The sequence below is a fragment of the Vibrio sp. Y42_MX_L11 genome (assembly GCF_024181785.1).
In the GTDB taxonomy this organism is placed as follows: domain Bacteria; phylum Pseudomonadota; class Gammaproteobacteria; order Enterobacterales; family Vibrionaceae; genus Vibrio; species Vibrio diabolicus.
Genome location: NZ_JAMZAP010000005.1, coordinates 34,934 through 60,684, shown reverse-complemented (window position 1 = coordinate 60,684; position 25,751 = coordinate 34,934). Strand labels below are relative to the sequence as shown.

General features: G+C 48.7%; 18 protein-coding genes. 10 read left to right on the top strand and 8 right to left on the bottom strand.

Annotated elements, in window-relative coordinates; all coding sequences use genetic code 11:
* Positions 1 to 78: 78 nt before the first annotated feature.
* The 3 genes from NL643_RS07025 to NL643_RS07015 are packed head-to-tail and all read left to right on the top strand — an operon-like array spanning position 79 to position 3,453.
* Complete coding sequence (locus NL643_RS07025; protein WP_005383484.1) at positions 79 to 786, top strand: response regulator; 708 nt, start codon at positions 79 to 81, stop codon at positions 784 to 786.
* Positions 776 to 2,206 carry an ATP-binding protein gene (locus NL643_RS07020; RefSeq protein ID WP_253644157.1) on the top strand — a complete coding sequence of 477 codons (1,431 nt, stop codon included), beginning with the start codon at positions 776 to 778 and terminating at the stop codon, positions 2,204 to 2,206. Before NL643_RS07025 ends, NL643_RS07020 begins: the two co-directional genes overlap by 11 nt.
* Positions 2,207 to 2,208: 2 nt before the next feature.
* Complete coding sequence (locus NL643_RS07015) at positions 2,209 to 3,453, top strand: ABC transporter substrate-binding protein (protein WP_253644156.1); 1,245 nt, start codon at positions 2,209 to 2,211, stop codon at positions 3,451 to 3,453.
* A 73-nt stretch (positions 3,454 to 3,526) separates the two neighbouring features.
* On the opposite strand, the gene NL643_RS07010 is transcribed toward NL643_RS07015, so the two are convergent.
* From NL643_RS07010 to NL643_RS06990, 5 genes are read right to left on the bottom strand one after another with little or no spacing between them, the layout of a single operon-like run.
* On the bottom strand, positions 3,527 to 4,729 hold the full coding sequence (locus NL643_RS07010) for a type III PLP-dependent enzyme (protein WP_025623945.1): 1,203 nt from the start codon (positions 4,727 to 4,729) through the stop codon (positions 3,527 to 3,529).
* Positions 4,722 to 6,551, bottom strand: a complete 1,830-nt coding sequence (locus NL643_RS07005) for an IucA/IucC family siderophore biosynthesis protein (protein ID WP_253644155.1) — start codon at positions 6,549 to 6,551, stop codon at positions 4,722 to 4,724. Before NL643_RS07005 ends, NL643_RS07010 begins: the two co-directional genes overlap by 8 nt.
* Complete coding sequence (locus NL643_RS07000; protein ID WP_253644154.1) at positions 6,523 to 7,728, bottom strand: MFS transporter; 1,206 nt, start codon at positions 7,726 to 7,728, stop codon at positions 6,523 to 6,525. The genes NL643_RS07005 and NL643_RS07000 overlap by 29 nt, the downstream gene beginning before the upstream one ends.
* A 6-nt stretch (positions 7,729 to 7,734) precedes the next feature.
* Entirely contained in the window at positions 7,735 to 9,567 is a 1,833-nt protein-coding gene (locus NL643_RS06995; protein ID WP_253644153.1) for an IucA/IucC family protein, read from the bottom strand.
* Positions 9,564 to 10,775 (bottom strand): acetyl-CoA carboxylase biotin carboxylase subunit family protein, encoded by a 1,212-nt coding sequence (locus NL643_RS06990; protein WP_253644152.1) that lies wholly within the window; start codon positions 10,773 to 10,775, stop codon positions 9,564 to 9,566. The genes NL643_RS06995 and NL643_RS06990 overlap by 4 nt, the downstream gene beginning before the upstream one ends.
* Before the next feature lie 250 nt (positions 10,776 to 11,025).
* On the opposite strand from NL643_RS06990, the gene NL643_RS06985 reads away from it, so the two are divergent.
* From NL643_RS06985 to fecE, 6 genes are all read left to right on the top strand, one after another.
* The gene (locus NL643_RS06985; RefSeq protein WP_253644151.1) at positions 11,026 to 13,062 is read left to right on the top strand and encodes a TonB-dependent siderophore receptor; all 2,037 of its coding nucleotides are present in this window, start codon (positions 11,026 to 11,028) and stop codon (positions 13,060 to 13,062) included.
* A 121-nt stretch (positions 13,063 to 13,183) separates the two neighbouring features.
* On the top strand, positions 13,184 to 15,319 hold the full coding sequence (locus tag NL643_RS06980; protein WP_243327445.1) for a TonB-dependent siderophore receptor: 2,136 nt from the start codon (positions 13,184 to 13,186) through the stop codon (positions 15,317 to 15,319).
* A gap of 82 nt (positions 15,320 to 15,401) precedes the next feature.
* Complete coding sequence (locus tag NL643_RS06975; protein WP_301339100.1) at positions 15,402 to 16,325, top strand: Fe(3+) dicitrate ABC transporter substrate-binding protein FecB; 924 nt, start codon at positions 15,402 to 15,404, stop codon at positions 16,323 to 16,325.
* Positions 16,322 to 17,359 carry an iron ABC transporter permease gene (locus NL643_RS06970; protein WP_042522221.1) on the top strand — a complete coding sequence of 346 codons (1,038 nt, stop codon included), beginning with the start codon at positions 16,322 to 16,324 and terminating at the stop codon, positions 17,357 to 17,359. Before NL643_RS06975 ends, NL643_RS06970 begins: the two co-directional genes overlap by 4 nt.
* Positions 17,356 to 18,327 (top strand): iron ABC transporter permease, encoded by a 972-nt coding sequence (locus NL643_RS06965; RefSeq protein WP_253644150.1) that lies wholly within the window; start codon positions 17,356 to 17,358, stop codon positions 18,325 to 18,327. The genes NL643_RS06970 and NL643_RS06965 overlap by 4 nt, the downstream gene beginning before the upstream one ends.
* A 2-nt stretch (positions 18,328 to 18,329) precedes the next feature.
* Positions 18,330 to 19,094: a Fe(3+) dicitrate ABC transporter ATP-binding protein FecE gene (fecE, locus tag NL643_RS06960; RefSeq protein WP_253644149.1), complete on the top strand. Its 765-nt coding sequence runs from the start codon at positions 18,330 to 18,332 to the stop codon at positions 19,092 to 19,094.
* A 117-nt stretch (positions 19,095 to 19,211) separates the two neighbouring features.
* Here the strand turns inward: fecE and NL643_RS06955 are convergent, their stop codons facing one another.
* The gene (locus tag NL643_RS06955; protein ID WP_253644148.1) at positions 19,212 to 21,098 is read right to left on the bottom strand and encodes a methyl-accepting chemotaxis protein; all 1,887 of its coding nucleotides are present in this window, start codon (positions 21,096 to 21,098) and stop codon (positions 19,212 to 19,214) included.
* A 364-nt stretch (positions 21,099 to 21,462) separates the two neighbouring features.
* Between NL643_RS06955 and NL643_RS06950 the strand changes: the two genes are divergently transcribed.
* Positions 21,463 to 24,213: a pitrilysin family protein gene (locus tag NL643_RS06950; protein WP_253644147.1), complete on the top strand. Its 2,751-nt coding sequence runs from the start codon at positions 21,463 to 21,465 to the stop codon at positions 24,211 to 24,213.
* Positions 24,214 to 24,301: 88 nt separating this feature from the next.
* On the opposite strand, the gene NL643_RS06945 is transcribed toward NL643_RS06950, so the two are convergent.
* Both NL643_RS06945 and NL643_RS06940 read right to left on the bottom strand, forming a co-directional pair.
* Positions 24,302 to 24,754 (bottom strand): polymer-forming cytoskeletal protein, encoded by a 453-nt coding sequence (locus tag NL643_RS06945; protein ID WP_080619267.1) that lies wholly within the window; start codon positions 24,752 to 24,754, stop codon positions 24,302 to 24,304.
* A complete protein-coding gene (locus NL643_RS06940; RefSeq protein ID WP_005395595.1) occupies positions 24,658 to 25,611 on the bottom strand; it encodes a M23 family metallopeptidase in 954 nt (317 codons plus the stop codon). Before NL643_RS06940 ends, NL643_RS06945 begins: the two co-directional genes overlap by 97 nt.
* Between the last annotated feature and the right edge of the window lie 140 nt (positions 25,612 to 25,751).

The window sequence follows — 25,751 nt, the reverse complement described above, 5'->3', positions numbered from 1 at the left end:
ATGTGCGTTTAAGAATGCATCATATTGGCCAGCGCCAAACTCAGGGGCAGGCACAGGGACGGACACAGGGAAAGTAGGATGGAAAACAAGCAGATACTGGTCGTCGATGACAACCTAGACCTTCGCGAAGCGTTGTCAGATTACCTTGGCCGCGCTGGGTTTGAAGTGCTTTGCGCAGAAAACGGCGGCGTGATGTGGCAACTGCTCAACGATCACCATCCTGATTTAATCATCCTCGATATTATGATGCCCGGTGAAGACGGCTTTACCCTGTGCCAGAAACTGCGCAAAAACTCCGATATCCCGATCATCATGCTGACCGCCGTCACTGAAGAAGCCGACCGAGTCGCAGGGCTAGAAATGGGCGCTGACGACTACATCACCAAGTCATTCAGTCCGCGTGAACTGCTCGCACGCATCAAAACGATTCTGAGACGCAGCCAATCGACCGCCAATAGCAAACTGACGCGTAAAGTGCGTTTTGATGATTGGTTGTTAGATACCGTAACCCGGCAACTGACCCACGTCGCTAGCCGCGAAGTTAAGCAACTTAGTGGCGCGGATTTGTCGCTGCTCGGTTTGTTCGTCAACCACGCGCAATCAATATTGTCTCGCGATGACATTGCGCGCGAGATCTGGGGACGCGATGCCGACCCGTTTGAACGCGGCATTGACGTGCAGATCAGCCGCTTGCGTCATCACCTTGAAGATAAAGACCGCTCGCTGATCCTAACGGTGCGCAATAAAGGCTACATGCTGACCACGGACGTGCATTATGAGAATTAAACGCTGGACAGGCTCACTGGTCGTTCGCACCAGTGTGTTCCTGTTGCTGGTGATCATTCTGGCGCAGGTATTATCTGGGATTATCTGGTATCAACACGCCAGCGAACGCGATAAAGAAGGCCTGACCACCACGGTCAAAAGCTTAGCACTGAGCGCTTCTTCCACCATCGCTTTCTTTCAAACCCTCCCTTCGGAATACCGCCACTTGGTACTCAATCAACTGCGCAACATGGGCGGCACACGCTTTTTCGTCTCACTCAACAACCACCAGATTGAGGTCGACCCGCTGCCGGAGAGCGAACGCAAAACGTTGGTCATCAACCAAGTTCGTGAAGTATTAGAAAGCGAGCTGAGCGGCATTCCTAATATCGAGGTGGAGTTCACTCAGCGCGACAAACTCAAAGTGTTCAACAACGAGCTACCTATCGATGAACTGCCACTATTGTGGGCGCATTATTCGCTTTCGTTTGGTGACCTCAATCCACCCATTCTGGTGATGCAGGTCGAAGTCGCGCAGAACGAATGGTTTTATCTCGCGGCGGTGCTACCCGCGCCTTACATCAACCTAGAGACTAACTATTTTGAGCTGCGCCAATGGCTGACACTATTGCTATCCGCGCTAATGTTGTTGCTGTGTACCTGGTTTATCGTTCGCAAAGAGATTCAACCGATTCGAGAGCTGGCAAAAGCCGCAACCCTGATGTCGAGCCGATTAGACGTGCCCGAAGTTTCTGAACGAGGCAGTAACGAACTAAAAGCGGCGGTCCGTGCGTTTAACAAGATGAATCGACGCATCGACAGCCATATTAAAGACCGCGAGATGCTGTTCAGCGCCATCTCCCACGATCTGAAAACGCCGATAGCCTGCCTAAAACTGCGGGCGGAAATGCTGGATGACGACGCCGACCGAGAACGCTTTATCCGCCTGAGTAACGACCTAGATTTGATGGTCAAAGGCGCATTGCAATGCATTAAAGAGACCGATATCCACGAGGAAATCGAGCCGATCAATTTCACCCAACTGATTCAGCACATTTCCGCCAATATCGCCGATGCGCCGGACACAATTCGCATCCACGGCGAAATCCGCACCCACTTTGCTGGTAAACCGTTAGCGATTAAGCGCTGCATTCAGAATCTGGTCGATAACGCGCTCAAATACGGCCATCAAGCGGACATTACACTGAGTGAAAGCCCAGAGTCGATCCAAATTAAAATTGAAGATCACGGTGACGGTGTTGACGATTTATTACTTGAAAAGCTCTGCCAGCCATACTTCCGCGCTAGCAACGATAAAGAAGGCAGTGGTCTGGGGTTAACCATTTCACAGAGCATTGCAAAGGCTCACGGCGGCAGTTTGTCGCTGAGCCATTCTCAGTTTGGCGGCCTCTGCGCCACACTGACTTTCCCGAGAGACTGACTATGAACAAACTGGCATTCTTGTTCCCACTGTTGCTCGCCCCTTGCGTCGCTCACGCTGAGTCGCCACAAGGGGTAGAGTTTTTACATTGGTGGACTTCTGACGGCGAGCAGCAAGCGCTGCAAACACTTAAAGCTCAGCTAAAACGGCACGATATTGAGCTGCTGCAAAGCCCGGTGTTAGGCGGTGGTGGTGACAGCGCGATGACGGTACTGCAAGCTCGCGCGCTGGCGGGCAATCCACCGAGCTTCGCGCAAATCGAAGGGCCAAGTATTAAAGCGTGGGATGCCATCGGTATTTTGCACAACGTCAACGCGGTAGCGGACGAGCAGCGCTGGGACGAGGTGCTCTACCCGCTGTCTATCGAAATCAATAAGACACAAAACGGCTATATCGCCCTGCCACTTACGCTGCACCGTTTGAACTGGTTGTGGGTCAACCACAAGCTGCTTAAACAACTGAATCTGTCCGCTCCGAAAAACTGGCAAGAGATGTTCGCTGCCATGGAGCTTGCTCAGCAAAATGGTATCGTACCGATCGCGGTCGGTGAGCAGCCGTGGCAAGTCGCCCAACTTTTCGAGAACTTAGTGATCTCCACTGGCGGTGTTGAGTTCTACACCAATGCGATGGTTAAACTTGAGCGAGATAGCATCGACAGCGACACCCTGCGCCAAGCGCTGACGCAATTTCGTCGCCTTAGTTTGTTGATCGACAACCAATTGCCCGACAGTAAGTGGGATACGGCGACCCAAGCGTTAGCCGACGGTCAAGCGCTGTTTCAAATCGGCGGAGATTGGATTTTAGGTGAGCTGCTCGCCAATCAAGTCTCGGTTCCGCAAGAGATCGGCTGTTACCCAACGCCTGACAGCGATGGTGTATTCCTCTACAACATGGACAGTTTGGTGTTTATGTCGAGCAAGTCGTTTTCTGCCGAGGCGGCTCAGCAAACCGCGAGCGCGCTGGCAAACGTAGAGTTTCAAGCCAAGTTCAATAAGGTAAAAGGCTCGATTCCGGTACGTACCGATATCGACATCAGCGATTTTAATCCGTGTCAGGTCCAGTCATATCAAGACTTTCACTACGGCGTAAAACACAACCTCGCAGTACCGAGTATGATTGATTCGATGGCGGTCAATCCGGTTGCTCAGCAAGCGATAAACTCGGAAATATTCCGTTTTTACCGCAATCCCAAGATGGAACCCGATGAGCTGATTAAACGCGTTATTGCGATTTCGCAAAGCGGTTAATGGCAATGAATTTGTGCCGAGTGGAATAAAAAAGCCCCAATGATTGGGGCTTGCGTAAAGCGAAGTATGCCGTTTAGAAATAGTGGAAGATCGGCGGTTCATGCATCAAGAAGTTTTGATGGGAGATGTTCCACGCATAGGCGCCCGCTAAGGTAAACACAACATAATCACCAATATCGACGTGGGCGACGTGTTGATTGCGTGCCAGCACATCTTTGGGCGTACAAAGCTGGCCGACAAAAGTTGCTTGTGCATGCTGAATTGGATGAGAAATCTCGTGGTGTTGCTCGCTTTTCAGGATGACGAATGGATGATCATGGCTCTGCGCTGCTGGCGTGCGGAAATGGTGGGTTCCTCCGCGCGCGATGACAAAGTTTTCGCCAAGATTTTGCTTAATATCCAGCACTTCCATTACGTAATAACCGCATGCCGCCGTGATGAAACGTCCGCATTCAAAACGCAGTGTCCAGTCTTGCACTTGCTCTTTGGCGATGAGGAATTCCAACTTGTCGCAAAACTCCATCCACGGAAAGTGTTGCTCAGGGTTTTGGTAGTTAATCCCCATGCCTCCACCCAAGTTGATCATCAGCTCACCGAGTTCAAACTCTTGTTGCCACGCCTTCACGACTTGGAAATAGCGCTGCATTAACGCTAAGTGACGTTCAACATCGAGCTGATGCGACATCAAGTGAAAATGGAAGCCTTTGAGTGACACTTGCGGGAAATCGCGCAGCAACATCAAAGCATTACTCAGTTCGGACTCGTCCAAACCAAAAGGAGTCGGCTTGCCGCCCATCGCCAACTTGCTGAGCGTGATGTCGCCAATATCAATGTTCATACGCAAAAAGATCGAAGCAGGGCGGTTGAGGCGCTCGGTTAGTGCTCCAATGCGTTGCAGCTCAGTGAGGCTTTCGACATGAATTGCATCAACATCAAGCTCAATCGCTTGTTGCAATTCACTTGGCATTTTCCCAGGGCCACCGAAGATCAACGGCTTATCGAGTTGTTGCTGGTGGAGGTGTGTCAACTCCCCGCCAGATGCCGCTTCAAAACCATCGACATACGGCGCGAGCGTTTTGAGAATCGGGCCCGATGGATTGGCTTTGGCTGCGTAAAATAGCTCGACATTTTTCGGCAAAACGTGACGCAGTTGTTTGATGTGTTCTTCTAAGGCGTTTAGGTCATACACGTAAGCGCACAAGGGTTGATTTTGCTGCTGTGCGAGCGTGTGAACTTGTTGGCTAACGCGTGTCGGTAGAGAGAGGGAATTAGGCATGTTGCGCTCCTTTTTCGTGTTGCTGCCAAGGCGCGGCGACTTGGGTATAGCCCGACTCCTTATCGGCTTTTTGCATCAAACGAGTGGTGAAATTATTTTTGCTTGGGAAGTGACCGCCATTCAGCAACGCTTCTAGTTCCGGCTGTTTTCCATTCACTGACTGCCAACGCACAATGGCACTTTGCACCGCATTCCACAGCGTTTGCTCTAGTGGCTCATCACCTTCTGCTATGAAGAAAATCGCTTCGCTGATGTTGTTGATAAAGGTGCAGTATCCGATGCGATTCCAGCCTTGTTCGCGACTGTAGTAAACCGATTGTCGCGCGCGTTCAGACAAGTCAGTTAATGTTTCTTCTGGCCAAAACTCCGGCAGTAACTTGGTGCCTTCCAAATCACGAATCCAGACACAACACGGCATCTCTTGCTCAAAGCCAATCAAGGTGTTTTGCAAATGCGGCTCAAACGCCACTCCGTGTTTGAAGTAGTAATTAAACACGCCCGGGATCAGGCAATGCAAATAGCGTTCAAACCACAGTGTCGCGATGTCGGAATAGCGGCCTTGCGTTGTACGCGCTTTGTTTTTAAGGCGTTGAGCAATGCAACTGTTGCCGTTTTTGTCGTAAGCAAATAGAGCGCCGGCGAGGGTTGGTTTTAAGATGTCGACTTCGCTCAGCGAGAAATTTTCGCGATACAAAATACCAAACGATTCGCGCGCTTTGGTGTTGTCGTCCCAATTACGATCAGCGACGCTTTCTAGATTCAACGTGGTGGCGTAAGGCTCTGTCATCACTTTAAATACGGGGTTGTGCAGCTGTTCGTTTTCTCTAATTGGTTTAAGAATCGACGTGAGCTGCACGGCGCTGTCGAGTTCGTACCACGCGTTTTTGCGCACGCAATTGGTTAATCGTACGTTGATGGAGAATTTCGCAAACCAGTCCATGTCTGGGTGGTAGAGGGTACGAACCGAAGAGGTCGGCTGCATCTTTTCACCACCTAAACCCAGTGGCGTGATCTTGCCTTGTTCAATGGCACGCTTCACGCTTGGGTTGCTCAAAATGGTGTAGCTTTCCCAAGGATGACAAGGGTAGAGGGTCTTCCCATCGCTGGTGGCGTGTTGTGGCGCGAGCTGTTGTAGCATGCGTTGCGCAGGGTTAGCGTCTCCGTCGGAACTCAGCACATCAAGTAAGGACGTATCCACTTCAAACCAGTACAGCGGGACTTGCGCGCCGACTTCTGGAGAAAACGCCAAGAGATCATCCATGGTGACGCCCGAACGACTTTTTGGGGTCGGATGGAAAGTGTGCCCCCAAATCAGAGACTGTTCCGAAGCGATAAATTCGTTGTGATGCGATTTGGGCGCGACGTTGAGAAACTGCTCGGTAACCAGCACGCTATTTTCCAGTTGTTCGATCAGCTCATGGTTAAACGGGATCGCCAACACCTGCTTGAGATAGTTAAGCAAAAGCGTAAGAGTTTGCGTGGCATCCAATTTCGCCCAGCCAGATCCCGGCATTTTCGCCCACGGCAGTTCTGCCAATTTGATTTTGCCCAGTTTGCTCGCGTAGTGAATCGGCAAAACCAGCACGCCATTTTGTTGAGACAGATGAACGGCTACCCGTTGCTTGGCGGAATAGTTGCGTTTTAACGTTTGGGGTAGCGATGTCGATTGGTAGCGCCATTCCACTTGTTGATTCGGTAGCGCAAATTCACGTAAGTAACAATTAAGAACACCCATTATCGTGTTGAGTTGGGCCTTCTCCCGATTGAGCTGCACATCATGCGCGCGCAACTCGCTAGTCTGAGAGGATTGAGTTTGTAACATGTTGATTTCCAAATTTTGAATGGAGAACCAGCGCGATCAAGGTGATTACGCTGACTATCGCAGAAAGTAGGAAAGGAACCTCAAGTAGCCCCAAGCTAGAAATGAAAGAAGCGCAAAATCCCGCCGCCACGCCACCCCATTTGGACATGGCATCAAAGCGAGAAAATACTTTGCCACTGAGTTTGCGATCCAGATTGCTCGCAAGATGCTGATGCAATCCGTGATAACAACACACCATCGCGATGCCGAAGACAATTCTCGCAGCAATGAGTGCGGTTTCGGACGCAATCAAATGCAAGGCAGAGCTCACGGCAAGCAATGCAAACCCGAGCCACAACGTGCGCAGCGGTTGATGGCGATTCAGCCCATCTGACAACACGTGGATTTTGCCTGCCAGCAACAGATAGACGCCATGCGGCAGTGCGTACAAAAAACCGATCCATGCGTGGTTAGTGATGCCATATTGCTGCACAAACGGCGAGAAATAAGGAAAGGTCACCACCATGGAAAACGCAAACCCGAACTGCGCAAAGAAGATCCAACGAATGGCATGCATTGCGTTTTTCTTTGCAACAGGTTGTTCTTGCTGAGATTCTGAGTTTGGCTTTTCGAGGTTTTGTTCGGCGGGTTTATCCGCTGGCAGTGTTAGCGTGATGCCCATAGCAATCAAAGGCAAAACGCATAACCACAGGTACGCGTTGAGCGGGTTGGTTTCGGACAAGCTCCAGCCGAGCCCAATGGGTGCAACGATCAGCGCCAAGCGAGCAGATAGTTGGGTTTTATTGAGTGACTTGCCGAGTGTTTTGGCTTCTTTAATTTGACTAGATAAGTAGCTGTTTGAGGCGGCCATGGTGCCGCCAAAGGTTCCTTGAACAATAAGACCAAACACAAACATGGCGAGGTTGTCTGCCAAGCCGCACAGCACAAACCCTGCTGCAAGGCCAAGTTGCGCACGCAAGAGTGAGCGGCGGCGACCGTAGTGATCGGCAAAGTTGCCCCAAAATCGCGCCGCCAACGCAGTACAAAACGTGGGTAGGATAAACAATACCCCTGCCCAGTCCGCATCAATGCTTGCGCCTAACGTTGGCAACACGACGGGTAGAAATAGCGGCATACCTAACGCGGCAAACGCAGCGATAAAGTGGCACAACAACACACTGTAGATGAGTTTGGTCATAATCGTTTAACGTACGCTTTTTTTGATGGCTTCTAAGTAGGCGCGTTGCGCTTCTTCGCTAGAAAGCAGCAAGAAGTTCGGAGCCGACAAACCATAGAACTTATTGATGTCGCTCGCGCCAGAGGCTTCTTTCGAGAGCAAACTGCCAGAGCTCAACAAGTACTTGGCGTACAAATCAGGCGCCTCTTGCAGTAACTCGCGTGCCAGTTTTGTTTCTAACCCTTCGCCTTCCAATCGGTTGAGTTGCTCAGCAATGCTTTTGGCCACGATGGCGTAAAGCGATGCTGAAGAGGCAATGCCCTTCGCTGCCATGGCTTCTACAATCGCTGCAATATCCAGTTGTAATGTGATGGTGGTAAACATCTGACCTAGCGCCAATTCATTGTCGACTTTGATGCGTTGGTCGAGCAGTTCATCGCAATTCACAGGAGTTGTTCCTGCGCCGTGTTTTTGGGCAGTATGCTCTGTTGCGAAGTTGAAGCGCTCTGGCCAAATTCGTGCTGCGTCGTTGTCTTTCATCGCGAGCGTCATTTTGCCCTGTTGATCAAATGCAACGATGGCGTTTTGCTGGTTGGACTCCAATGCGATGCCATAACGAATCCACAAGGTGAGGTGTACTTGGCAAAGAAGGTCGACGTAATCTTGGAACCACGCCAGCGTATCTTGTTGATAGTACTGCTCTGCCAAATGTTCTAAGAACAAGCGGTCGTCAGGCATTGGGCTTGCCAGTGCTGCAACCGGAACTAACGCTTTGTCTTCGCAATGAGTAAGTGGGTACTCACGTACGATGTACGCTAAGGTTTTATCCTCACCGACGTGTCCACCGTGCTTTTCGTTGCAATGGAACAAGCGAGTGTTTAAGTCGGTGTCCGTTTGCTCAAGGTGGCTGAGTAGGCGTTCAAACCAGTGGCCGTCATACAGTGTAGAAGGCTTGATTAAGCGAATGTTTTTCGTGCCTAGCGATCGCATGATCAGCGGAACTTTGATGTGAATATGCGGCGCGTCGTTGACTACCACAGTACGAACGGAAAGCGTTGGCGTCACGTCTAGGTACGTAAACGGCGCTTCTATCATGCCTTCGGGTAAGGCTTCTAAAGAGCGAAGGGTGAGCGGATGCGCAGGGAACAGTACGTGGCTCAGTGCAAAATCAGCAGGAAGCCCCACTTGCTCCATTGTTGGCCAGCAATCAGGTTGTCCGCTGGTTAATGTCACCAGTGATTTTTCAATCGCAATCCAATGCAGAGCAAAGCTTTGTGCGAACTCGGGCGCGTACTTAGCAAGGTCTTCATCGCTCAGACCAAACTTCGCACGCGCAGTTGGATAGTACGGGTGGTCAAGGTAAGAAGCGATCTGGTCGGCAAGCAGTAGCTTTTTATGCCAAGAACCAAGCTCGGATATTGGTTGAGAAATGTGGTCTGCGTGATGATGAAATGCTTGGTCACACAGCGCTTTGTGTTTCTCTGCACATTCCAGTTCTTGAAGATACCCCGCCAACAATTCGTGAGAGCTCTCATGCGCCAGTGTCGTTAGGAGTGCAATCCACTCTTTGTAATGTTGTTGATGCTCGACTTGGCCATTTTTCTCCACCCACCAACCTTGTGGTGTTTCGTCATTGGCGTGACCGTAGCGCCAGTGCTGCATGTAATACTTTGGCGCAACGGGTAAATACAACGTGAAATCAGAGTTGGCAAATATCAGCCAGACTTGCTCGCCTTGAGGAACAATTACCCCTTTTGGCGCGTCGCTACTGAACTTGGCTTTCGACAAAATGCCAAACATGTCTTCGCGTAAGCAAGTGTCGATCAATCGTTGCGTTAGATACAAAGCGTTGTCATTCATGCTGCCACCTCACGAGTCGGAGCTAGATCGAAATTGCCAAGTGCGTTCTGCAGCGCTTGGTCGAGGTTTCGCCCTGATGGTGAGACAATCGAAATTCGGGCGAGATAATCCTTATTGGAATAACTCTGTTGGAAGTGTTCTCCAGCGGTTTTTAGTACCTGTTGCTGGGTGATGATATCGTCATCGTGTTGGATGAACGACGTCGAATCTCCATCAATCACACCACTGTGTTCCGCAACTACGTAGTGCACGTGCGCTGAACCATGAATTTGGTAATCGCCGTCCAATCTTCGGCCTAAATGCAGACCTAAAATCGTGCTAAACCAACCGAAGTGAGCGAGATTGTTGAGCAAGAATTCGCGACCATCTCCAATGCTGCGGTAGTTAATTTCCACTAGGACTGGGCCGTTTTCAGTGATAATAAATTCGCTGTGGCAAACACCAAAACCAACGCCAAACGCTTTCAGTTGAGCCACGCAAGCTTCTCGGTGAGCAATGCCGTTTGGTCCGTTCCAGTCTGCGGCCGTTTCGATAAAGTAAGGCGGCTCTGAGAGCGACACATCAAAGCCGCCCACGGCGATAAGGCGCTCACCATCTCCTAAAGTTTCGAGCGTAACCAACGGCCCTTGAAGAAACTGCTCCACCAGAATGGCGGCGTTTGGGTGCTTTTGCCAAAACGCCTCGCAGTAAGCATCGAGCTCGCTTTGGGAGTCACAGCGCTGCACATCTAAACTTGCCACGCCTTCTTTGGGTTTTGCCACGACAGGAAAGGCCATGCCTAATGCCACATTCGAATGGCGGTGCAGCAAACAGCTTTGTGTGTTGGGTAGGGCTTTTTCATTTAACACTTGTCGAGTTAAGTGTTTGTTTTTGGCCTTTAACGTGACAGACCAATCTTTGGATGGGAGGCCAAAAAATTGCGCGCAGATGGCGGTGGAAGTTTGTAAGTGATCACTATTGCTAAAAATAGCGTCTGGCTTTAATTCATGCTCCGTGATGGTTTCGATGAGTTCTAATGGGTTGAAGACATCACATTCTAGAATGGTATCCGGATTAAAGTGACTATCACGACTCGCCAGCTCTAAATGGCTGATCTTGTGGTCGGTGATAAGAACGACGTGAAGGTCCATCGCTTTAGCTGCAGGCACGAAGCCGTGAGTGACTGCATCGTTAACGACATGACTTACGATAATCATCGTAGATTTCATGAGCTTTCCTAATTTTCTAACATTTTCTTCTAACGTTGATAAAGTCGCTCACGGTCGTCTTCCAATGTGCCTCTCGCGAGATGGAGGGCAGAAGTTTTAGTGTTTATTGTTATTATGTTTGGTTTTTTTTGTTGTTAGTTGTGTTTTTAGGGTAAATAAATATAGAGCATAAAATTAATATTGCAAATAGAAATAATATTTGTTCTTATTTCCATCCGTTGGCTTTATAACAACTAAACGGAATTATGGAATGAATAAATTATTGACCCTGACCCCCTTGGCGGTCGCGATTGGTTCTTCACTAGTAGCACCAAGCGCAGTGGCTTCAGAAGAGACGAACTCAACCTCATCAGCAACTGAAACGATTCAAGTCTTCGGGCATCAGTACGAAGGTTATGCTGAACACATGCCTCAATCAGGCACCAAAACCGATGTGGAATGGCTTGATGTGCCACAAGCGGTATCCGTAGTAACGAAAACAGAAATGCAAGACCGAGGCGCGGTGCGCTTAGTGGATGCGCTAGATGGGGTAGCCGGGGTCAATAACACCTTGGGCGAAGGCAGCCGCGATCAGTTCATGATACGTGGTTTTGATTCACTCAACGATATGTACCGTGATGGCTTGCGAGATGACGGTACGTTGCAGTCTTACCGCAGCTTAGCGAATGTTGAACGCGTTGAAATTGTGAAAGGCCCTGCGGGCGCTTTGTATGGCCGTGGCTCGGCTGGGGGCATCATCAACTTGGTGACGAAACGCGCTAACGGTGAGAATTTTACTCACGTAAACGGCAGTGTAGGTAGCAACAACCAGTATGTCGGTCAGGTCGACAGCTCAATGGCGTTCACAGATAAGGTCAACGGGCGTATTAACTTGGAATACCGTCAAGCCGACTGGTACGTTGATCATGTTGATTCAAACGATTTCTTCATTGCACCGACCATTCGTGTGTTACCAGCGGATGGTCACACCATTGATATTGACGTGGAATACGCCCATCAAGAACTAGTGCCATATCGTGGTGTGCCATCAAAAAATGGCAAGCCAGTTGATTTGCCAGTAAGCACTTACTTTGGCGGCACAAACGACTATCAGGAGTCAGACAGTCTCCGTATTGCGGTGGATTACGAATGGCGTCTGAATGATCAATGGGTATGGAACAACCGAGCGGCGTTCAACCATATCGAACTTGAGCAAAAAGGCACGCGTCAGGGCAAAGTGACGGGCAATGAAGTGTCTCAAACCGTGAATAACTTTGGTTACGATCCACGTACTACGACCACTTTACAATCTGAGTTGGTTTGGGAAACCAGGGACAATCAATTGATGGTGGGTGCAGATTTCAACCAGATCGATATCGACCTAACGTTGGCAAGTGACAAAACGCTTCCTCCGCAAAATATCTACAACCCAGTTGTGGGCCCAACACCCGATCCGGGCTTTAAGCCATTTCGTGACAATACCACCACCACGACAGGTTTGTATGTGCAAGACGTTTATACGTGGGGCGACCTTTCTTTGATCGGTAACGTGCGTTACGACTCGATGGAACTCGAACAACAAAAAGCGGGTTCAGATAAAGAAAAGTTGGATGATGATAAAGTCAGCTACCGTGCTGGTTTGGTATACCGCATCAACTCCGACACATCCGTATACGCTAGTTTAGCGCGCTCTTGGCAGTTACCGTACGCTGGTATCTACATCAATCCAAAATTGGCGGAATTCTTCCACACTGACTTAAAAGAGGTGGGTGCGAAAGCGTACCTTTTGGATAACGCATTAATGTTGAATGCTGCACTGTTCCAGATTGATCAAGAGCAACCACAAACTAACGTGGACGGCGATGTGATCGATAAAATTGAAGTGCGTCACCAAGGCATTGAATTAGAGGCTCGCGGCCAAATCACCAAACAGTGGGATATCTCTGTTGGTTACAGCTACTTAGATGCGGAAGACAAAGCCACAGGCAAAAAGCCGAACGATGTATCAGACCACTTGTTCTCTCTTTGGAGCACTTACCAATTGGATGACAACTGGCGTTTAGGAGGTGGTGTGAAGTACGTGGGCGACCGTTACGCAGGTAACGACGAAGCCGTCGCACTCGGCGATTACACCACGGTGGATTTGATGGCGGCGTACACCACTGGTCGTCACAAGATCCAAGCGAACGCTTACAACATTTTGGATGAGAAATACATTCTTGGCGCAACAAACGGCACGTCTGGCCTAAACCAGATTGGCTACGGCGCACCAGCCGAGTTCATGCTCAGCTACGGATACCAGTTCTAGGCTTGTTGTGCGTAGTTGATGCACGTTAGCCGATTTTTACCTCTTATTGAGGATGTTTTAGCCCCGAGAGCCTACGGGAAATGTTCTGCCCGAGGCTCAATTTCTCGCAAAGGAGACCTTAATGTCTTACCAGAATTTGGATGGTAAAGTGCGTGTACGTGCTGGTTTGTCTACCACTTACAGTGTGCTCGCGATTGCTATCGCTTCTGCCACCTCCATGAGCGCGGTTGCCGCTCCTGCTAAAAAAGAACAAACTACCGCGATGGAAACCGTCGTTGTCACTGGTAGCGTGATTGGTAACTCTGAAATTGAAGATGTCAAAGAGTACCCAGGTGCTCGTACCGTCATTACCCGTGATCAAATTGAGAAAACTGCAGCTGGTTCGATCGATAATGCGCTACAGCGTGTTCCGGGTATTAAAGTTCAGGATGAAAGCGGAACGGGCGTATTGCCTAACATTTCCGTACGTGGTTTGAAAGCAAGCCGCAGTGGTCATGCGCAGTTCTTGATGGATGGTGTGCCGCTAACGCTCGCGCCATACGGCCATACTGGTCAGTCTATCTTCCCAGCAACGCTGTCGATGCTTGATCGTATTGACATTGTACGCGGCGGTGCCGCAGTGCAGTACGGTCCAAACAACGTCGGTGGTGTGATCAACCTAGTGACCAAACCGATTCCACACACTTGGCAAACTGAAATCAGTAACCGCCTTACCGTGTTTGATGGCGGTGATGCGCCGCTGAATGATTTTTACCTACGCACGGGCGGTTGGTTAAGCGACACATTCGCGCTGCAGTTGGAGGGTAACTTCCTAAAAGGCGAAAGCTTCCGTGAACATTCCGATACGGACGTGAAGAACTTTCAAGCTAAAGCACAGTGGCTACTGAGTGATACTCAAGAGATTCAAGCATTCCTGCAACGTTACGATGCTGAAACGCAAATGCCGGGCGCACTTTCGCCACAAGATTACGAGCAAGATCGTCATCAATCGAAACGTCCTTACGATGATTATGAAGGTAAGTCGACGCGCTGGAGTGTTAAGTACATCCACGATTTGCCATTTGCCAACAGTGCCGAGCTAGAAGTGCTAACGTTTGGCCATAAGTCAGAGCGTCTTTTCAAGTGGGGCTTTAACAGCGCGGGTGGCCATTGGGCGGATCCGGCTCTGCCTTCTACAAAAGTAAGTACTTCACCACGAGAGTTCCGTGTTTATGGTATCGAACCTAAGCTTGCTGTTTTTGTTGATGGAGGTGCCATTACGCAAAACTGGATTATAGGGACTCGTTACATTAATGAAGACATTCAATATAAAGTGACACAAACACCAGTGTCAGGCGGAGCCACAAATGTACCGCGAAACTGGCACCTTGATACCGATGCGTACGCAGGATATGTGAGCAACGAAGTCGGGTTGTTTAATGGTGCGTTAAAAGTCACGCCCGGACTTCGTTATGAATTTGTTGATATGTCCTATAAAGATTTGGGCAGCGGGCAAGAATCTGGAAACAAGGTGACTGAATTATTGCCTGGTGTGACGATCGCATATAACTGGAATGAACAATGGCTGAGCTATGCCAATGCGCAGAAATCTCTTCGCGTTCCTCAGCTTGTTAATGTTCGAGGGGTCGGTAAGGAAAGCAGTGAGTTGGCTTGGAACTACGAACTTGGCGTTCGGTATGTTCAAGATTCAACAAGCTTCAATGCAGCTTTGTATCGCATTGACTTTAAGGATCAGTTGCAGTGGCGGAGTGCGACAAATACGTCTGAAAATATAGGTAGAACCCTTCACCAAGGTTTAGAGCTTTCTGCTCGTTACGTGCCTGAAGCACTACCTGCACTGAGTTTAGGCGCAAGCTATAACTATCTAGACGCTACGCTTGAAGAAGAAGGTGAGAATAAAGGTAATCAACTGCCTTACACCTCTAAGCATCAGCTTGGTTGGGATGCAACCTACGCATTTTACGGCATGGACACCACGCTATCGGGCTTCTACTTCAGTGATTCGTATACCGATAACGCCAACACCAGTGCCGAAGACGCAATAGGTGAAACGGGCAAAGTGCCGTCTTACATGGTGTGGAACTTCAATTTAGGCACGGATTTATACAAAGACGACAAAGGCAAGTTGCGCATGAATGTTGCAGTAAACAACTTGTTTGACGAGGAGTATTACTTCCGTGGGATTGATACCAGCCCAGTTGGTCGATACCCAGCTCCGGGACGCTCTTACACGCTGGATCTGAACTATCAGTTTTAAGCGTTTCGTTCACCGAGTCTGAAAAGAAAAGTCGCCAATTTACCTTGGCGACTTTGCCGATCTTAGCACTGGAAAAAGCAAGATGAAAAATAAAAAACAATTTACGATCAAACACTTTTCAACCGTTTTGCTGATGCTACTGAGCTCAGCTTTGATGTCATTTAGCGCATTGTCTCAGGCGCGCAGCGTGAAAGATGAGCAAGGCATTTTTGAGCTAGAAGCGATACCTCAACGTATTGTGGTTTTGGAGTTTTCGTTTGTGGACGCTCTGGCGGCCGTCGATGTCTCACCGGTAGGCGTTGCCGATGACAACGATGCCACACGAGTCATCCCTGCTGTTCGTGACAAGATCGAACCTTGGCAATCGGTCGGCATGCGCTCACAACCGAGTTTAGAGGCGATTGCGGTGCTCAAGCCGGATTTGATCATTGCTGATGCAGAACGTCATCGTGCGATTTATCAAGATTTGCAGCGAATTGCGCCAACCTTGCTGCTAAAAAGCCGTGGTGAGACATATCAAGAAAATCTCGAATCCGCACACAAAATCGGCGTGGCAATTGGCAAACAAGCGAAAATGACACAACGAATTGAGCAGCACAAACAGACAATGGCGGAGTTCAAACAGCATTTTGCGACACAAGAAACCATTCAGTTTGGTGTGGTTTCTGACAAAGGGATGTGGCTGCATAGCCCGGTTTCTTACGCTGGGGGCGTTTTGAGTACGCTGGGCATCCAAAGCCCGCTGGCTCCATCTGAGCAAAAAGCGTATATCCCAACCAGTTTCGAACTTTTACTAAAAACCAACCCTGATTGGTTGTTAGTTGGACTTTACTCTCAACCAAATATTGTGGATGAGTGGCGCAAAAACCCATTGTTTAGGTTGCTAATTGCTGCGAAAAAACAGCAACTTGTTGAGGTTTCGCCTGAACTGTGGTCGTTAAATCGCGGCATGTTGGCTGCGGAAGAAATTGCCCGCAATCTTGAAGCGTTATTGGAGCGCTCATGAGTGCGGCGATAAGCTCGGAAAGCGCGTCTTCGGTTAGCAAATCGCATTGGAAAGCGAGCTTGTTTGTCTGTGCTATGGCGTTGTGTACGCTCTCAGGCTATGCAGCCTCAATGATTGGCTGGTCCAACTTTTCTTTGAGCGTTAATGATCTGACAAGCTATTGGTTTGCGTTTGATGAGGGCAATATGCTGCATCAAATCCTCGCGACGCTGCGTGCGCCTCGTGCCTATGCTGGGTTATTAATTGGCGCTTCGCTTGCGGTATCCGGAGTGCTGATGCAAGGATTAACTCGTAACCCTTTGGCGTCGCCATCCATTCTCGGCATTAATGCCGGTGCGGCGTGTTTTATGGCCTTGGCGTCCATCGGCGTACCATTCTTTAGTCAATTGAACCCAATCATCAACGCAGTACTCGGCGCGCTACTAAGTGGTGGTGCGGTCATGTTGTTGGGCGGTTTTTTCTCCGCGCGTTCTCACCCATTGCGTTTAGTGCTAGCGGGCATTGCCATCAGTGCACTGCTGATAGGGTTAACTCGTGCGTCGGTAATTTTGGCGGATGACATGGCTTACAGCGTGTTGCATTGGTTAACGGGTTCACTCTCTGCGGTAGATTCTGAGCAGTGGCAGCAACTGTGGCCTTTTGCGACTTTAGGTTTGGTGCTCGCCATGGGCTTAGCGCGAAACTTAAATTTACTCGCGTTGGGGGACGAAGTTGCTGTTGGGCTAGGTGGTAACATTCGTCTTACGCGATTTATCAGTGGTTTAGCGGTTGTGCTGTTGGCAGGAACTAGCGTAGCGATTGCTGGGCCAATTGGCTTTGTCGGGTTGTTAGTGCCGCACTTGGTACGCCCGATTGTTGGTCACAACTATCACATTCTCATTCCGGTTTCCGCCTTGTGTGGCGCGGCATTGGTGACGTGGTCAGATGCTTTATCACGAGCGATTGCCTTTCCGGCTGAAACGCCAGTGGGCGTGATTACCGCGCTGTTGGGCACACCTTGCTTTATCGCGATTGCAATGAGGAAATCATCATGATGAATCAAACCAAACTGTTTGCATTAGTTGGATTGTTGCTGATTGCGGCTTCTCTCACGCTGTTTGTTGGCGCGGCGAACATGTCGGCTCAACAGGTTTTTGCATTACTGTTTTCTTTCTCTGGCTCGGACTTTGTGATTCACCAATATCGATTACCGAGAATGTTGCTCGCCATTGGCGTGGGCGCTGGGTTGGGGCTGTCAGGCGTTTTAGTTCAAGGCGTCATCCGTAATCCACTTGCCTCACCAGATTTAATGGGGATAAGCGCCGGAGCAGGACTGGCGGCTACCGCTTGTTTGGTGCTGTATCCGAATGCGCCAGTGGCAATGTTGCCGATGGTCGCCATGGCGGGAGGCTTGCTTGCTGCTGGCTTTATTGCTGTGCTGGCTTACTGGTCGAAACCAACACCAGCACGTTTGGCGCTGATTGGTGTTGCTGTCAGCGCATTTTTAGCCAGCGGTATCGATTTTCTTCTGATTGTGCACCCTATCGAAATCAACACGGCGATGGTATGGCTAACCGGCAGTTTGTGGGGACGAAACTGGCAACAAGTGCCGTTTATTTGGAGTGCTCTATTGCTGCTACTGCCATTGGCGTTTTGGTTGGCATGGAGGTTAGATGTGATGGGACTGGGAGAAGAAAGCGCCACTACACTTGGCACGAAACCAAGACAGATCCAAATTCTTGCGCTGATTGCTGCCGTGCTATTGGCGAGCATCAGTGTGTCTGTGGCAGGCACGATCAGCTTTGTTGGCCTGCTTGCGCCGCATCTTGCGCGTTTGCTGTTTGGCCACAACCACAAGTTGTTGATTCCAGCCGCTGCAACCCTTGGCGCTTTGTTGGTGATTTGCGCCGATGGTTTAGCGAGAGGCTTACAGCCGCCAATTGAGCTACCAGCGGGAGTGCTGACATCTGTTATTGGCGCACCATATTTCATTTTTCTTTTGTATCGTTATAGAGGTTGGTAAGCATGTTACGAACGCAGAACTTATCCGTCGCGTACGGCAAACAGACCATCATTCCAGATCTCTCTTTGTCGATTCCTCAAGGTAAAATTACCGCACTAGTTGGCCCAAATGGTTGCGGTAAATCGACATTATTAAAAACCTTGGTACGCATTAACAAGCCAGCTTCCGGCCAAGTGTTGTATGACGAAAAACCACTAAGCAACTACGGCGATAAACGCTTGGCGCGTTCGTTGTCTTTGCTGCCGCAAATTCTTATCAGCCCTGAAGGTATTACCGTCAGAAAACTGGTCGAATATGGCCGCTCGCCTTACCTCTCTCATTGGGGCAGGTTAAGTCAACAAGACAAAGCCTTAGTCGAGCAAGCAATGCAAGATACTGGCGTGATAGAGTTTGCTGACAAGCCAGTTGAATCGTTGTCTGGTGGTCAAAGACAAAGGGCGTGGATTGCGATGGTAATGGCGCAAGATACTGACGTAGTGATGCTTGATGAACCAACCACTTACTTGGATCTCTCTCACCAAGTTGAGCTGATGAAACTTATGAGGCAGATGAACGACAAAGGCAAAACTGTAGTGGTAGTGCTGCACGATCTAAACCAAGCTTGCCGTTACTGTGATCATTTGGTGGTGTTGGAAAAAGGTCAGTTAGTCACTCAGGGAACGCCGCAAGAGGTACTAACAGAGGGCATGTTGGCATCGGTGTTTGATTTACAAGCGAGAGTATTTAACGACCCAATCTCAGGTACGCCGATGTGTGTGGCGGTGTAGGTTTACGTCTTTCGAAAGCTATCTGCAATAAAAACGTCGAGCCATAAAAATAAACCCCGCTAGTTATACATTTGCTAGCGGGGTTTGTTGTTTTTAAGTGCGTTCCTAACGTGGCGTTTAAGCCAGTTTAAACGTCGCTACTTTCGAGTTGAGATCCTCGGCTTGTGATTTCAGCTCAGCAGATTGATTCATCGATTCTTCGGCACCAACCACCAAGTGATCAGTCACATCTTTAATAGTCGTGACGTTTTGTGTGATTTCATTGGTTACGTGCGTTTGCTCTTCGGCTGCGGTCGCGATTTGCGTTGCCATATCGCTGATCAACGCAACGGCCGCGTTGATTTCATCCAGAGCCAGTGCTGCGCGATCGGCATCTTCCACTGATCCTTGGGCAAGTTGAGAGCTTGTATCCATGATGGTCACAGCGCGTTGTGTGGTCTGTTGCAAAGTCTCGATCGTCGAGCGAATCTCTTCGGTTGAGGTGTGTGTGCGTTGTGATAGCACGCGCACCTCGTCTGCAACAACGGCAAAACCGCGACCTTGCTCACCTGCACGCGCCGCTTCAATCGCCGCATTCAGAGCCAGTAAGTTGGTTTGCTCTGCGATGTCTCGAATCGTTGATAGTACTGTAGAGATGTCTTGCGCGTGCTGGTTGAGCTCGCCGATGACAACGCTCGCTTGGTTGACTTCAGAAGACAAATTGTTGATGGACGATTTGGAGTTGATCACCAGTTCATGACCATTTTGTGTGCTCGCTGAAGAGTCTTGTGCGGCTTTGGCCGTCTGCTCTGCATGCGCTGCAATCTCTTGCGTTGCCGATGCCATTTCGGTCACAGCGGTCGCCACCATAGTAATTTCTTGTTGCTGATGGTTCAGATCAGAAACCGACTGATTCGCGCGAGTCGTGCTCAGCTCCGATTGTTGGCTCAGTTCTTCCGCTTGGTGGCGAATGTGACCAATAAGTTGCTGCAAACTTTCAACGAACTGGTTGAAGTTTTCAGCCAGTTCACCAACTTCGTCACGGTTTTCTACTTTGATGCGTTGAGTCAGGTCGCCGCTACCGTTGGCGATTTGCGCGAGCGCATTCGAAACATTGTAGAGCGGACGGAACAAGATGTTACATAACAGGTTAAACAAAGCCACACAGATAACGACGACGATAGTGGTTGCGATGATTTGATCCCAAACAGCATCGTAAAGTGGGGCAACCAACGAGTTTTGATCTAACACTGTGACCGTTGTGAGTTTGGTGCCCTCAATATGGCGCGCGTAAACCACATATTCGGTGTTGTTAATCGAGACACGACGCTCTGTGCCGGAACGTGCGGCAGAGGTAATATCGCTGTTGTTTAGGCCTAGCTTGCTAACAGGTTGGTTCAGCAGCTTACCGTCGTTATGGGTGAAAATATTGCCCTGTTCATTGGCAATAAACATATAGCCTTCACCCGGCAGGATCACTTGGTTGAGGCTGTTTAGGATATCACCGATCTCGACATCTGCACCCAGAACGACGGTTTGACCATGTAGTTGCAGGGCTTTACCGAGCGACACGACGTTGGCCCCCGTGGCCGCTGCGACGGTTGGGTTATCCATAAAGACTTTCGATGGATTGGCAATGGCGTTGGTGTACCAACCCCATTTGCGTGGGTCGTTATTACCTGGTGGCAAAACCACCCCATTGGCGTTGTCTTGTGAGCCGTCTGGGTAAGCGAGAAAGACGTTATCAAACGCGCCAGAGTCTCGGACTTGTTTCAAGTGCGTAACTAGAGAACGCTTCTCTGAATCGGAAGAGAGTGACGTCAGTGCTCGCTCTTTTGAGAGTAACCAGTCCTTTACGTATTGATTGTAAGATGCGCTGGTGCTTTCTAGTCGTTGCGCGACTTCGACATCCAGTCTGTTTAATGAATCTCGAAAAGACAGCCCTTCTACCAGCACTCCCCCGAGAATGATGGCAGCACTGGCAGAGATTGCCAGTTTATTTTTTAATGATAGATTTTTGAACATAAAGCGAATAATAGATCTTTGAATAATAGTTGTTGTGTTTTTATTCTCATCAGGACTCACCGAGCCGTTGAATATGCAGCAGAAAGTCAGATTCGAATCTGTTCAATAATTATATTTTATTGCTCAAAATAAATACTGACTCCATGTCGCGATTTTGAGTTTTACATCAAATAAGAAAAAGGCTTTTAAGCTGTGTTATTTATCTATTTGTAAAGTAAGGATTTGTCTATTTTTGTAAATGATAATTGATTTCATTAAAAGGTGATTTACGTCACGTTTGAGTAGTAAATAATCCATTAAAAATGTGAAGGTCATCGAACGAGGATTATATTGATCGGCTTAATCATTGTTATGGACAATAGTTATGCGCAGTATATTGTTAGTCCCCGCGTTATTACTGTCAGGGTGTGCTCTGACACAACAGTCGACGCCGATTCAGCCTGACGCCAACTGGCATGTCGACCAGTTATCGAACGGTATGAAATACCATCTTTACCCAACAAAAGACCAAGAAGTATCGGTCCGTTTGGTTCTGAATGTCGGCTCATTCCAAGAAGAAGCCAATCAAAAAGGTTACGCTCACTTTGTTGAGCACATGGCGTTTAATGGCAGCACGCATTTTACCGGCAACGACGTTGTTAAACTTTTCGAGCAATCTGGTGGTAGCTTTGGTGCCGATATCAACGCCTTTACCACTTATCAGCAAACTTCTTACCAACTTGATCTTGCCAATAATACAAAGCTGGAAGATGCCCTGAAGTGGATGAGAGATATCGGAAACGGACTTCAGTTTGCTCCTGAACAAGTAGAGAAAGAAAAAGGGGTGATTCTTGGTGAATGGCGACGTGCTAACCCGGATGATAAGTCCTTTTCTATGCATGCTTATCAAGCGTCGATTGAAGGCACTATGTATGGTGAACACGACCCAATTGGTACTCGCGAAGCGATTCAAAATGCCTCATCAAGCAAGCTAAAAGCGTTTTACGACAAGTGGTACCAACCACAAAATGCCGAGTTGGTTGTGACCGGTAATATCGACGTGGATTCACTGTCCAATATTATCAAAAACAAATTCTCGAACTGGGAAAGCACCTCGGATACCGTAATAGAGAAGCGCCGCGATATTCGAGTGAATAACCAAAACCGAATCTTGCCAAGTAACACGATGGAATCACCAAGCCTTCATTTAGTGATTGAGCGTGGTCTAAGTGGCAGCACTACGATTGAACAGCAGCATCAAGTGTGGCGTGATGAAGTCGCAACACAGCTAATTCAACAACGTCTGATTCGTGTACTTAATGATGCCGCTGAACCTTTTCAGTATGCTTATGCCCAGCCTTACTATTCCAACTACCAGCGCATGATGTCGGCAGGTATTTCGTTTGGGCCTGAGCGTCGTGAACAAATGCATCAAACTTTCATCAGCACGTTGGCGTCACTGAGAGATTATGGTGCGACCCAATCTGAGTTAGAGAGCATCATGTCAAATTGGCAAGGTGAGCTCGCAAATATTGATTCAGACTGGGACCAACGTAAGCCAAACAGTTATGCAGAAGCGCGCGTTTTTCAAATTGACCAAGGCAGTGTGAGTCAATCAAAAGAAAGTTACGCCCAGAGTTTGTCTGAATTCATCAACAACGAGAATCTAGAGAGCATTAACACGCAATTGAATGCCTTGTTGTCTGAGCAACCAATCTTTGTGATTGGGTTAGGGAAAAGTGAAACGTCAGCTCAGTTCAATGATGTATTTACCGATCTATACAGTGCCTACCTCCAAACGGGCGAAAAACCGTTAGAGATGTATGACAAAGTGGATGGATTCTTACAGCCTACTCAAGAAGGTACCATCACCAGCATGCGTCAGGAAGCGGGTGGCTTTCAAGTTTATACGCTATCAAACGGTGTCGAAGTGTGGTTCCAAAAAGATGCCAAAGCGGGTGGCAGAGCTTATATTTACTATGCGAGTCAAGGTGGTAAAGCCGCCGTTGATCCAGCGTTATATGCTGCGTATGAAATCGCTGCAACGACGGCGATACGCAGTGGGTTAGGGGCATTTTCTGGTTCAGAGTTAGACAGTTACTTACGCAAAAATAACATTGCGCTTAGCGCGATTCTTGATGCGACCAGTCACGGTTCACAAATTACCGCGCCAACAACGCATTTAACTTACGCGTTGAATGGACTATACAATCTAGCGACGGAGATTAAAGTCGACGAGCGCCAGATGGCGGCAGCGAAGCAAGAGTTTAAGCAGCAGAGCGGTGCTTTTTTTGAATCACCGATGGGAAAACTGATTCAAAAAGCAAACGGCAATTCTTATTTGCCAGGTAGTCGTCATCGTATAGTGTCCAGTGATGATGTTGAACAAGTGACTTCCGAGCAGATACTAGCGGTGCATGAGCAACTTTTCAAAACCAACGATGGTTTTAAGATGGTCATTGTGGCCAATGTCGAGCCGGAAGAAATTACGCCACTCTTGCGTAAGTATGTGGCCTCCATCGAGATGCAACCGAGTCGTTCGATTGATTACCATGTTGCGTTCAACACCGACGTGCCGGCGCGAACAGTCGTTGCGGATGGTCATGAACCTTCATCGTTGTATGTAATGCGTTTGACTAACACGAACGATTACCAACGTACGGCAAGGGATACGGTTATCGAAGATATTTTGCAACGTATCAGTAACGCGCGTGTCTTGGATATTGTGCGAGAAGAGTCTAGCCTTGATTACAGCCCAAATATTTACACCGTGACGCAAGATCGCGAACCAATCTCTGATTGGCTCTTGGAATCTCAAGTTGAGCCCGAAGACGTGGCAGTTTTAGATAGCAAGTTAGGCAAAATGTTTGATGACTTAGCTTCGAACATCACGCAAAAAGAAGTGGATACGGCAGCGAAGCAATTGGCAGTAGCGATGCAAGGATTAGATGATAACCCTGCTCAGCGTGCATGGTCGTATACTCGCTACTTAGTGCATGATTACGGCGTCGATGTGTTACTTGACGTTGAGAAAGCGGCTAAGAGTGTGACATTAGAAGAAGTGAAAGCGCATGCGAGAGCAGCTTTTGGTCCACAAGCAAAGCGCTCGGTGATGATTTTAAACCCGGCCGAATAACCACTGTAGCTTCTGACGAAGCTCGTGTCTCTAGTAATAAAAAAGACGGCGTGAAAGCCGTCTTTTTTATGCACTTTAACCAAAGAGTTTACGCTGATTTACGCGCAGGTCGCTTTTCATTGTTGGTATTGTTTTCTTTCGTGCTGGCGTTTTCTTGAGCCTTTCCTTTCAGTGTCACCACTTCTTTTTCAGGTAATTCGGCCGCTTCACCAAAGAATTTACCACCAGGTTCGATGCTGAGGTTATTACTCCAGATCCTCCCACTTACACGTCCCTTGGCAAGTACTTGAATGTGTTCTGCGTGACAGTTACCATCCATCATACCATTGATGATCAGTTGCTTAGCGTAGATCTCACCGTTTACTCGGCCGCTTTCTGCAACGACGAGAGTGCCTTCTACATTAATTTGACCATCGACGATGCCATCAATCTGGACATCGTTTTCTACTTTGAGTTCTCCGCTAACAGCACAGCCTTTGGCGATGAGAGTTGAAGCTGCTGAGCTACTCGTTGTTCCACGGTTTTGATTAAAGATTCCCATCGTATTCTTCGCTCCTTAGTAAAAATGTCTTCGAAATCATTGAGGCTCCAATCGACAAATGGCTTCGGATTCAGTGCTCGCCCAACAAAACGCACCTCGTAGTGAAGGTGAGGGCCAGAAGAGAGCCCACTGTTGCCGGAAATTGCAATCAGTTGCCCTTTTTTGACGAACTGACCGCTTTTAACTTTGAACTTTTTCAAGTGCGAATAAGAACTCGAAAAACCGAAAGAATGTTGCAGCCTGAGGAAGTTACCAGAGCCTTTATTGCTGCGGCGGGTGACTTCCACAACCCCATCTGCTGGGGCATAAACCTTAGTACCGGTATTCACGGCAAAATCGAGCCCGCGATGCATCTTAGCGACTTTTGTCACCGGATGAATGCGCTTACCGAAGCGAGAAGAGAGCCGCGCTTTACCGACCGGAGACCCGCTTGGTATTTGGTTTAACAACACCATGCGAACGTTCGACGTAATCGCCGCCGCATCAAGTCGGGCATCCAAATTATCCGTGGTAGTATGTTCTCCAACTCCAAGGACTTTCTCTAACTCTCCCAAACGCTCCGAAACAAGTTGTACTCGCTCTTCTCGCTCTGAGAGATCACTTTCCAGCTCGGATTTTAATGCTTTCAGTGTGCTGAGCTCTTCACCCATAGTGCGCGAATGTTCTGTCAATTCAGCTTGTTTTAACGCGGCATTATCGACGCGAGTGTACAAGTGATGAATTAAGATCGCGGTTGCGGCCAGAGCAATGACAAAAAAGCATAAAAACGTTTTTAGATTGCGTTGCATCCTTTTACTGAAGTACCAATGTCTGGAGCCATTGATGGTTGATATAGAGATCGTCAACTGGTCTTTCATCGTCTTCTACTGCTCGTATCTGGTATACGTCTCGTCACTGAGTTAATGGGAATGTAAGGAAAACGAACGGGGACCGCTAGAGGCAAATTGGAAAGAAGTGTCAGGCCGTGAGGCGTTTTCAGATATTAGATAAAAGACTC

Coding starts and splice junctions, on each gene's coding strand:
- NL643_RS07025 (WP_005383484.1), top strand. CDS start 79: ATGGAAAACAAGCAGATACTGGTCGTCGATGACAACCTAGACCTTCGC.
- NL643_RS07020 (WP_253644157.1), top strand. CDS start 776: ATGAGAATTAAACGCTGGACAGGCTCACTGGTCGTTCGCACCAGTGTG.
- NL643_RS07015 (WP_253644156.1), top strand. CDS start 2,209: ATGAACAAACTGGCATTCTTGTTCCCACTGTTGCTCGCCCCTTGCGTC.
- NL643_RS07010 (WP_025623945.1), bottom strand. CDS start 4,729: ATGCCTAATTCCCTCTCTCTACCGACACGCGTTAGCCAACAAGTTCAC.
- NL643_RS07005 (WP_253644155.1), bottom strand. CDS start 6,551: ATGTTACAAACTCAATCCTCTCAGACTAGCGAGTTGCGCGCGCATGAT.
- NL643_RS07000 (WP_253644154.1), bottom strand. CDS start 7,728: ATGACCAAACTCATCTACAGTGTGTTGTTGTGCCACTTTATCGCTGCG.
- NL643_RS06995 (WP_253644153.1), bottom strand. CDS start 9,567: ATGAATGACAACGCTTTGTATCTAACGCAACGATTGATCGACACTTGC.
- NL643_RS06990 (WP_253644152.1), bottom strand. CDS start 10,775: ATGAAATCTACGATGATTATCGTAAGTCATGTCGTTAACGATGCAGTC.
- NL643_RS06985 (WP_253644151.1), top strand. CDS start 11,026: ATGAATAAATTATTGACCCTGACCCCCTTGGCGGTCGCGATTGGTTCT.
- NL643_RS06980 (WP_243327445.1), top strand. CDS start 13,184: ATGTCTTACCAGAATTTGGATGGTAAAGTGCGTGTACGTGCTGGTTTG.
- NL643_RS06975 (WP_301339100.1), top strand. CDS start 15,402: ATGAAAAATAAAAAACAATTTACGATCAAACACTTTTCAACCGTTTTG.
- NL643_RS06970 (WP_042522221.1), top strand. CDS start 16,322: ATGAGTGCGGCGATAAGCTCGGAAAGCGCGTCTTCGGTTAGCAAATCG.
- NL643_RS06965 (WP_253644150.1), top strand. CDS start 17,356: ATGATGAATCAAACCAAACTGTTTGCATTAGTTGGATTGTTGCTGATT.
- fecE (WP_253644149.1), top strand. CDS start 18,330: ATGTTACGAACGCAGAACTTATCCGTCGCGTACGGCAAACAGACCATC.
- NL643_RS06955 (WP_253644148.1), bottom strand. CDS start 21,098: ATGTTCAAAAATCTATCATTAAAAAATAAACTGGCAATCTCTGCCAGT.
- NL643_RS06950 (WP_253644147.1), top strand. CDS start 21,463: ATGCGCAGTATATTGTTAGTCCCCGCGTTATTACTGTCAGGGTGTGCT.
- NL643_RS06945 (WP_080619267.1), bottom strand. CDS start 24,754: ATGGGAATCTTTAATCAAAACCGTGGAACAACGAGTAGCTCAGCAGCT.
- NL643_RS06940 (WP_005395595.1), bottom strand. CDS start 25,611: ATGAAAGACCAGTTGACGATCTCTATATCAACCATCAATGGCTCCAGA.